At 70.2% G+C, this 9,036-nt stretch carries 11 protein-coding genes; 5 read left to right on the forward strand and 6 right to left on the reverse strand.

The genetic code is table 11. The features are described from left to right. The coding region (locus ACHFGS_RS03485) for a hypothetical protein (RefSeq protein ID WP_394289153.1) at positions 1-196 on the forward strand (196 nt) is incomplete at its 5' end. Positions 197-431: 235 nt separating this feature from the next. Here ACHFGS_RS03485 and ACHFGS_RS03490 read toward each other — a convergent pair. Continuing rightward, the gene (locus tag ACHFGS_RS03490; protein ID WP_394278407.1) at positions 432-1,262 is read right to left on the reverse strand and encodes an aldo/keto reductase; all 831 of its coding nucleotides are present in this window, start codon (positions 1,260-1,262) and stop codon (positions 432-434) included. Between the two features lie 129 nt (positions 1,263-1,391). Beyond that, positions 1,392-2,183: a thioesterase family protein gene (locus ACHFGS_RS03495; protein ID WP_394278406.1), complete on the reverse strand. Its 792-nt coding sequence runs from the start codon at positions 2,181-2,183 to the stop codon at positions 1,392-1,394. 70 nt (positions 2,184-2,253) lie between these two features. On the opposite strand from ACHFGS_RS03495, the gene ACHFGS_RS03500 reads away from it, so the two are divergent. From ACHFGS_RS03500 to ACHFGS_RS03515, 4 genes are all read left to right on the forward strand, one after another. Continuing rightward, on the forward strand, positions 2,254-3,012 hold the full coding sequence (locus tag ACHFGS_RS03500) for an EI24 domain-containing protein (RefSeq protein WP_394278405.1): 759 nt from the start codon (positions 2,254-2,256) through the stop codon (positions 3,010-3,012). A gap of 109 nt (positions 3,013-3,121) precedes the next feature. After that, the gene (locus ACHFGS_RS03505) at positions 3,122-3,610 is read left to right on the forward strand and encodes a hypothetical protein (RefSeq protein ID WP_394278404.1); all 489 of its coding nucleotides are present in this window, start codon (positions 3,122-3,124) and stop codon (positions 3,608-3,610) included. After that, on the forward strand, positions 3,601-5,307 hold the full coding sequence (locus ACHFGS_RS03510; RefSeq protein WP_394278403.1) for a DUF5671 domain-containing protein: 1,707 nt from the start codon (positions 3,601-3,603) through the stop codon (positions 5,305-5,307). Before ACHFGS_RS03505 ends, ACHFGS_RS03510 begins: the two co-directional genes overlap by 10 nt. Before the next feature lie 104 nt (positions 5,308-5,411). Continuing rightward, the gene (locus ACHFGS_RS03515; protein ID WP_394278402.1) at positions 5,412-6,683 is read left to right on the forward strand and encodes a DUF222 domain-containing protein; all 1,272 of its coding nucleotides are present in this window, start codon (positions 5,412-5,414) and stop codon (positions 6,681-6,683) included. 63 nt (positions 6,684-6,746) lie between these two features. Here ACHFGS_RS03515 and ACHFGS_RS03520 read toward each other — a convergent pair whose 3' ends face one another. The 4 genes from ACHFGS_RS03520 to ACHFGS_RS03535 all read right to left on the reverse strand — a co-directional run bounded on the left by ACHFGS_RS03520 (position 6,747) and on the right by ACHFGS_RS03535 (position 8,792). After that, on the reverse strand, positions 6,747-7,091 hold the full coding sequence (locus ACHFGS_RS03520) for a dihydrofolate reductase family protein (protein ID WP_394278401.1): 345 nt from the start codon (positions 7,089-7,091) through the stop codon (positions 6,747-6,749). 52 nt (positions 7,092-7,143) lie between these two features. Then, on the reverse strand, positions 7,144-7,590 hold the full coding sequence (locus ACHFGS_RS03525) for an MSMEG_6728 family protein (RefSeq protein WP_394278400.1): 447 nt from the start codon (positions 7,588-7,590) through the stop codon (positions 7,144-7,146). A gap of 69 nt (positions 7,591-7,659) precedes the next feature. Beyond that, positions 7,660-7,833: a DUF3253 domain-containing protein gene (locus ACHFGS_RS03530; RefSeq protein ID WP_394278399.1), complete on the reverse strand. Its 174-nt coding sequence runs from the start codon at positions 7,831-7,833 to the stop codon at positions 7,660-7,662. A 41-nt stretch (positions 7,834-7,874) separates the two neighbouring features. Then, a complete protein-coding gene (locus ACHFGS_RS03535; protein ID WP_394278398.1) occupies positions 7,875-8,792 on the reverse strand; it encodes a phosphotransferase family protein in 918 nt (305 codons plus the stop codon). Positions 8,793-9,036 lie beyond the last annotated feature (244 nt).

The following is a 9,036-nucleotide window of genomic DNA, read 5'->3' on the forward strand; positions in this document are numbered from 1 at the left end:
CGAACGCGCGCTGTACAACGCCCTGGTCGAGACGGAGCTCGACTGGGCAGGCCTCGAGCTCAACCCCGAAGACACCGCTATTGGGTCTGTGAGGCTCACGCTCCCCGGAGGGCAGGCGCCGCGCCGCATCACGTTGCGGCAACTCCAACCCCGTCAGTACGTACTGAAGGCCCGCTTCCAGCCGGCCTCAGCCTGAGGCGCCGTGCGGGGGGCGTAGCGCGGACGACCACACCCATGCCCGGTACTCCTTCTGGTCGAGGTGGAACCGGACGGCGCAGGCGTCAGAGGTCCAGCGGCAGACCTCGACGTCGACGAGCAGGGGGTGGCTCCAAAGCGCAGCCAGGCGCGTGCGGGTTTTGGGTGCGGGTCGATCGTGACCGGTTCGGCGTCGAGGCGCAGCTCGTCGGCGGTGAGTGACTGGAGAGGCCCGATCAGAAGAAGTCGGCCTCCGGGTCAGCGCCCACGCGCTGACCGCGGTCGAGGCTGTCGATCGCGGCGATCTCGTCGGACGTCAGCTCGAAGCCGAACACGTCGAAGTTCTCCGCGATGCGCTCGGCGGTCGACGACTTCGGGAAGACGATGATCCCCTTCTGCAGGTGCCAGCGGATGACGACCTGTGCGGGGGTGGCGCCGTGCGCCTTCGCGGCATCCGCCACGGCCTTCTCGCCGAAGAGGTCGTACTTGCCCTGGCCGAGCGGACCCCACGCCTCGGTGTGGATGCCGCGCGGCTCCTGGAACTCGCGCAGCGCAGTCTGCGCGAACGCGGGGTGCAGCTCGATCTGGTTCACCGCGGGAACCGTGCCGGTTTCGGCGAGGAGCTTCTCGAGCTGCGGCTGGTGGAAGTTCGAGACGCCGATCGAGCGGGTCAGCCCCTCGGCCGCGAACTTCTCGAGCTGCTGGAAGGTCTCGACGTACAGGTCGCGGTCGGGGCGCGGCCAGTGGATCAGGTAGAGGTCGACGTAGTCGAGGCCGAGCTTCTGCAGGCTCGTCTCGATCGCGGGCCGCGGCGCGTCGGTGCCCTGCTCGGAGTTCCACAGCTTGGTGGTGATGAAGAGCTCTTCGCGGGCGATGCCGGAGGCGGCGATCGCGCGACCGACGCCCTCTTCGTTGCCGTAGATGGCGGCGGTGTCGATGTGGCGGTAGCCGGCTTCGAGCGCCGAGCTGACGATGCGTTCGGTCTCGGCCGGGTCGACCTTGAAGACTCCGAAGCCGAGCTGGGGGATCTCGTGTCCATCGTTGAGGGTGATGGTGGGAACGGTCATGCGTCCAGCTTTCCATCCCTCGGCGGCGGTGAGGCGCCCCTTGACGCGGTGCCCCGCGCGCGCGAGCGGTAGCCGTGGACGCCGCCGCCTGCCCGGCGCGGCACGGCCCATCGTAGAGGTCGAGCGGCGTCAGGAGGAGTGCGGGCGGACGGTCAGGGTCTGGGCGATCGTGCCCAGCGGTCCGTGCTCGTCGTGGAGCACCGTCGCGGTGAGGCCGAGCCCCGCGCCGGAGAAGCTCACGGTCGTGTCGAAGCCGATCCAGCCCTCACCCGGGGTGCGGAACAGCTGGAGCGTGAGATCGAGGTTCGGGAAGGCGACATCGCGAGGATCCGCTCGCGGGGTGATGCCGTTGGCGATGTCGATGAGGGCGACCAGTCGCGCCGTCGGAGAGACGGGCTCACCGGCCAGCAGCGGGACGGTCGGGTGGATCCACGCCTGCCCGCGACCGGTCTCGAGGTTGCGACTGCGGATCTCTCCGACGCTGGCGATGAACCCGCCGGGCCACATCTGCGTCGGGTCGACGGGGTCGAGATCGTCGGGAGACGGCATCGGCGAGTATGCGCTGCCGGCGAGGGCGGTGGTGTCGCGGGTGTGCTGCAGCCACGCCCGGGCGACGAGCGCGGGTCGGCCGTGGTGGCTCAGCGTCCCGTCGGCGAGCTCGATGCTCCGACCGGGGCGCAGCACACTCGAGGTGACCTCGACCGTCTCCATCGGGATCGTGCCGAGGATCTCCACCGTCAGGCGCGTGAGCTGCATCGGGTGCGGGCTCCGGGCTGCATGGGCCTGTTCGATGACGTGTGCGACGAGACCGATCGGCGGGGCGACGTGCTGCTCGTCGACGTTCCACGCGCCGCCGACGTGCGCAGTGGGGCGGAACCGGGTCTCGTCGAGGCGCTCGAAATACGCGGGTGCGGAGGGCATGGACCCCGATGCTACTCGCGCGGGCACGCCGATCCGACCTCACCCGGGCCGCTCACGACATGATGGGGGCATGAGCGCCTCCCCTACCCCCGTGGCCGCCTTCCTCCGCGGCGCAGGCGACCTGCTCCGCGGGTTCGGGTACTGGCGCCGGCTTCCGCGTGCGATGGCGCTGGGGCTCATCCCCGCCGCGATCGTCGGCGTCGTCCTGCTCGGGGCGATCATCGGGCTCATCGCCGCCCTGCCCGGACTCATCGACGCGTGGACGGGCTTCGCAGACGGGTGGGCGGAGTGGGCCGCGACCGTCTTCCGATTCGCGGTCGGTGCCGCCCTTCTCGGGGGCGCGATCGTCCTAGCGGTGGTGTCGTTCACCGCCCTCACCCTCGTCGTCGGCGACCCCTTCTACGAGCGGATCTGGCGCGCAGTCGAAGCGGATCTCGGCGATGCCGCGGCGGAATCGGACTACGGCTTCTGGCGCTCGATCGGCGACGCGGTCTCGCTGGTGGCCCGGGGTCTGTTGGCCGCGATCATCGCCGGCCTGCTCGGTCTCATCCCCGTCGTCGGCGGGGTTCTCGGCGCGGTGACGGGAGCGTGCCTGACCGGCTGGCTGCTGGCCGACGAACTCACCTCTCGGGCGCTGACGGCCCGGGGGCAGGATGCCGCGACCCGCCGTCGCCTGCGCGGGACGCAGCGCGCCCGCGTGCTCGGCTTCGGTGTGGCGACCCAGCTCTGCTTCCTCGTCCCGCTCGGCGCGGTCATCGCGATGCCCGCAGCCGTCGCGGGATCGACCGTCCTGGCGCGGGAGCTGGTGGGTTCCGCTCCGAGGGGCTGACGCGCCGGTCGCCGCATCGCTCACGGAGTCGGTCGAGCGCGGCCTGCCGAGATCGGACCGCGCGACGGAGGTCCCCCATGGGGCGGGGCAGATGGGCCATGATTCGGTCATGGATGAATCCGCAGGCGCGGTGGAGCCCGCGCGCGATCGGCCCGGTCGTCCGGACCGCACGCTCCTCGTGATCGCCGCCGTGATCGCGGCGCTCGTCGTCGTGGCGCTCATCGTCGTCTTCACGCGCGGCGCCCCGGTGACCCGCGACGCCTCGACGCCGGAAGGTGTCGTACAGCGCTACGCCGCGGCGGTCATCGCCGGCGACGAGGACGAGGCGCTCACCTACCTCGTCCCCGAGGCCGCCGACTGCCGCCCCTACGATCCCGGGATCGTCGGCCAGATGCGGGTGACGCTGTCCTCGACCGTCGAGCGCGAGAACTCCGCCGATGTCGGTGTGCTCATCACCCAGTCATACGAAAACGGCCCGTTCGGTGGTTCGGGATTCGAGGAGAGCGGGACCTTCGAGCTCGAACGAACCCCCGACGGGTGGCGGATCGAGAACGCTCCCTGGCCGCTCACGATCTGCGATCCCGGGACATGGCAGTGATGGCCGGCTCGCTTCCCGCCGGACCTGCGCGGCCCGGCGAAGGGCAGCCCGGCGCCGCGCAGTCAGCGGTCCGTCGGGTCATCGTCTACGGGCTCCTGTTCGCGGTCGTGGTCATCACCACGACCGGCATCGCGGGCTTGGTGGGGCGGCTCTTCGAGGGGACGTCGCTGGCTGCGGGCGGTGCCGGCGACCTGTCGCTGTGGCTGGCGTTCACCCTCATCGGCGGACCTCTCGGGGGCGCACTGTGGTGGGCGCTGTGGCGCCGGCTCGGCCGCGATGAATCCGAACGCGCATCGCTGGCCTGGGGTCTGTACGTCACCGCGGTGTATCTGCTGTCGCTCGTGATCGCGACCACGACGCTGACGACAATGGTCTCGACCGGCCTCAGCGGGCAATGGCGGCCGGCAGACCTCGGCACCGGTCTCGCCTGGACGGCGGTGTGGTTCTGGCATCGGTGGATGCTGCGGCATCCGCTTCGGAGCCCGCGACGACTCGCGAGCGTGCCCGGCGTGCTCGCCGCAACCTTCGGACTCGTGTATCTGGCGGTCGGCTCGATCACCGCGCTCGGCAGCCTGCTCCGCGAGGCGCTGGCCACGGCCACCTCCGCCGACCTGGTGAGCACCCCGTGGTGGCAGGGCGCCATGGGCGCCCTGATCAGCGGCGGAGTGGGGCTCGTGATCTGGTGGTGGCACTGGGTGCATGACGAGGCTCGCTCGACCCGGACGGTGTTCTCGGCGGTCGCCCTCGTGGTCGTGGGTGTCATGGGCGGCGCGGCGGCGGCGCTCATCGGACTCGGCACGGCGCTGTGGTGCGCCCTGCGAGTGATCTTCGATGACTCCCAGCCGCTCGTGGAGATGCTCTCGCCGCTCGGCACGGCCTTGGCTGCGACGACCATCGGGGGACTCATCTGGGTGTCGCACCATCGCGTCGCGGTCGATCGATCGAGTGAAACGCGGCGCGCCGCCGCCCTTGTGGTCGCAGGGCTCGGACTGGTCGGGGTCGCGACGGGCCTCGGGATCGTCGTGAACGCGACACTCGGGGCGTTGGTGAGTCCCCTCGTCGCCGCCGATACGCGGAGCATTCTGCTCGGCGGGATCGCGACGCTCGTCGTGGGCGCCCCGGTGTGGTGGGCGATGTGGCAGCCTCGACGCCGGTTCACCGGAGACGAGATCACCTTCCAGGGCCGCCGCATCTATCTCGTCGCGGTCTTCGGAGCGAGCGCGGTGGTGGCGCTCATCGCGCTGCTGGTCGTCGGTTCGCGGCTGTTCGAGTTCCTCCTCGACGCGACAACCGCCTCCAGCCTCGTTGACCGCGTGCGCGCCCCCCTCGGGCTGCTGCTCGCAACGGTGCTGGTCTTCACGTACCACTTCGCCGTCTGGCGGCAGGATCGCGCGACCATCTCCGCCGAGGGGCTGGCACCGGTCCAGCGCATCGGTCGCGTGACGCTGGTCGCTCCGGATGCCGCGCCCGCGCTCGCCCGGGCGATCACAGCGGCCACGGGCGCATCGGTCGAGGTCTGGCCGATGGCGTCTCCAACGGTGGGGGCCGCCTCCGCTTCAGGGGCCGCACCGGTCATCGATCCGTGGACGACGGATGCCGCCGCACTGTCGGCTGCGTTCGCCGACGTGACCGCGCGGCACGTGCTCGTGCTCGCGGGCCCCGACGGGCGGTTCGAGGTCATCCCGCTGGCGGGCTGAGCGGGCTGGACGCCGGCGCCGGCGGTCAGAGCGGGGCCGGGGCCCAGCGGCATCCGTCGTGCCGGCCCCGAAGCAATGTCGGAGGGGGTCACCACAATGGGGGTATGGACAGCGACGTCGAGCAGAGCCCCGCAGGTGGAGACCTGCGCGCGGCGGCGCTCGTCGAGGCGATCGCGCAGGCGCGGCGCATGCTCGCGCTCGCCCAGGCGACCGAGACCCTCCTGCTCGCCAGCGCCTACGACCTCGGCGTCGAGCAGATCGGCACGTCGTCGTCCTCCGGCGATCCCGACCGGGACATCCCGCTGCGATCCCTGGCTGCGCAGATCGGTGCGGCGACGCACACCGCTGATCGCACGACCGGCATCCGGATGTCCGAGGCGGCCATCGTGCGCGACCGTTTCCCCGCCACGCTCGGCGCTCTCACTGCGGGCGAGATCTCTGCCGCCCACCTGCGGATGATCGCCGAACTGGGCGGCCGCATCGACGATGCGGATGCCCGGGCGGCCTTCGAAAACGAGGCATTGGTCGTCGCGCGCCGCGAGACACCGGGCCGCGCCCGCACCGCGGTGGCTCGACTCGCTGCGGCGCACGCGCCGCGGTCGATCTCCGAGCGTCATGTCGAGGCGAGGGCGGGCCGCGAAGTGCGTGTGCAAGACGGCGACGACGGGATGAGCATGCTCAGTGCGTGGCTGCCGTCAACGCTGGCGCACGCCGCCTTCGATCGGATCACGAGCGTGGCGAAGGCGGTGCGCGATGCCGCGCCGGAGACGGATCACCGTCGACTGAGCGAACTGCGCGCCGACGTGCTCAGCGACCTGCTGCTCACCGGGCACGCGACCGCCGAGGTGAGTGAGCGCTCGAGCGCCGTCTCCGCGTCGATCCGCGCGCACGTGCAGGTCGTGATCCCGGTCGACACTCTCCTCGGCGGTGGGGGCTGCGGCGAACTGACGAGCGGCACGGTGATCGATCCTGCGACGGCTCGAGCCCTCGCGGCGGCGGCACAGGGGTGGGATCGCCTCTTCGTGCACACCGGCACCGGCGCCGTGCTCGCAGTCGACCGTTACCGGCCCAGCGATCAGCAGCGCCGCATGCTCGCCGCCCGCGACGAACACTGTCGATTCCCCGGATGCCGCGTCCCCACCGCCCGCTGCGACGTCGACCACACGGTCGCCGCAGCCCACGGCGGCCCCACCGAGATCCGCAATCTCGCTCACCTGTGTCGCCGACATCACACCCTCAAACACCATTCCGCCTGGCGAGTCCGGCAGCTGCCGGACGGAACGCTGGAATGGACGACGCCGACCGGCCGGCGCCACGACGATCACCCCGCGAGGACCCTGGTGTTCACCGCGAACACGGAGCCCGCACCGTTCTGAGTGACGTAGAGCACGGGTAGGAGCCGCGTCACGTCAATGCGGGTGGGCCCTCGAAACTCGCCGTCAGCGCGGGACGTATTCGAGGAGCACGAGCCCGTTCGGCAGGTGATGTTCCTTCTGCAGACGCAGCGAGAGCGCGACGCCGTCAGGGAAGAATCGCCGGCCCCCGCCGACGACGACCGGGGCGATGAGCAGGTGGTACTCATCGACGAGGCCCGCGCGGATCGCCTCGGTCGCGATCGTCGGTCCGTCGATGGAGAGATCGGCATCCGATTCCTCCTTCCACCGCGCGACCGCGACGGGGTCGAACTCCCGCTCGAGCCGGGTGCGGGACGTCGTCGGGGCAGCAAGCGTCCGCGAGAAGACGATCTTGTCGGCTGCCTGCCACCCGCGCGTGTACTCGAGCACGCCCTCCGGCTGATCGGGCTCGAGGTGCGCGGTCTCCCAGTACGGTGACCGCTCACTCCGCCTTCGGCCAGACGTACGGCAGGTCGTCGGGCTCGGTGAATCCCTGGGCTCGATAATGCTCGGCATCCTTCCGCACGAGGTTCGACCGGTGCGAGCGGTGCACGTCCTCGCGACCCCACCAGCTGGGCAGCATGATCGATCCCTCGCGATAGTCCGCCCCGTCGGCCGGGATCTCATCGAGCGTCGCGAGGGTCGACTCCCGCGTCGTGTCGGCGAAGCCGCGACGCTCCCACTCGTCGACGACCGCATCCTGATAGGCCATCAGCGCCGGCCGATGCCCCCGCCACATCGCCACGACCGGGTGGTGTCGCCAGCCGTAGTCCGGGATCGTCAGCGCGCGCATCACCTGCAGCGTCTCCACGCGCTGCTTGCCGAGCCGTTTCGCATCGAGAACGGCGGCGCTGCGGGCGAAGTCGGGGTAGGGAACGAAGGTCTGCACCCTCCGATCCCACCCGACCCCGCGCCGCGCGCCGAACCCCTTGACCTCAGCGCGCCGAGCCCCTTGAGCTCAGCGCGCGCGGCGGATCCGGATCGGGCCCTTCGCTGCCGCCAGGTCGACCACCTCGCCACCCTGCGTGATCTCCACCTCACCCGTCGCCACGTCGGCACGGCCCGCAAGGAGCTTCCGTATCGACGCCGTCAGTCGGAGGTCGACCAGATCGAGCTCAGCCGAGCCGGTCATCGTCGTCCGGGGCGAGCCACAAGCGGGGCATGTTGCCCACGCTATGCCCAGCGGTGGGCGAGCCAGGCGACGGCGGCATCCGCTTCGGCTCGCTGGAACGCGCGAAGCGTGGGCATGTTGGGGGGCGCGGGCTGTCGGGCGCTGTTGTAGAAGGTGCCCGCGAGGGCGGCGAGAACGGCATCCAATTGCTCGTACCGCAGGGTCTCGAATAGAGGGTGGCTCAGGTACCCGTCGACGTCAACGAGCTCGCCCCGCATCACGACATCGAGGAGATAGGTGACGCCGTCGAACCAGCGCGCTCCGATCGACGCCCACGGCCAATCGATGAGCCATGCTGCACCCGTTCCATCAATCAGGATGTTGTCGGCGCGGCAATCCAGGTGAACCAAATGATCGCCGACCACGGCGTCGGCCGCTCCTACCGCGGCCTCAATCATGCGGTCGCGCAGCGTGAGGGCGAGCGACGGCAGGGTCGCATCAGCATCGTCGGCGACGATGCTGTTCCAGGCGCTGAAGTCCTCGGCCAGTTCGTCATGAAGCCGCGGAAGGGTGCTCAGCCGGCCAGCAGCCTCTGGGAGTTCGGCGATCGCGTCGAGTACGGCGGGTATGTCTGCACCGTGCTGCTCGCCGGGATGCACGCCTTCAACGTCATCGAGCATCAAGGCGATCCACTCGTCATCATCGAAAACGCCGAGCAGGGCCGGTGCCCGAACTTCAGTAGGGAGTATCCGCATGATCGTCGCTTCTCTGCGATGGAGCTCCAAGGTCTCGGCATTGCGACTGCGCGACACCGTCTTCACGAAGACCCGGCGCCCGTTGTCGGTCACTACTCGATCGGCGGATCCAGAGGAGAACCCGTTCTGCTGCGCCTTGGTGGTGACGACTCTCCCGCCAAGCTCCGTTTCGACCCAACGTGTGACGGTCGGCGGCAGCGAGCTCCAGGGCATACGGGTGGGCATCCTCGACCGTACCGCGATTGCCCGGGCGGCCAGGCGCCCGAACCCGGCACTCCTCGGCATCGATGCCCGTCAGGCCGAAATGTCCAGATGGACATCGCGTGGACGGCGGTTTCAGGTTGTCAGCGCAACACCGTTGATCAGTTCGTTGATCATGTCAGCTGGTTTCCGGTAGCCGAGGGTGCGACGCGGTCTGATGTTCAGGAGTCGCTGGGTTTCGGTGAGTTCGTCGTCGGTGATCTCGTTG

Origin of the sequence: Microbacterium sp. (genome assembly GCF_043427715.1) — a bacterium.
Taxonomy (GTDB): Bacteria; Actinomycetota; Actinomycetes; order Actinomycetales; family Microbacteriaceae; genus Microbacterium.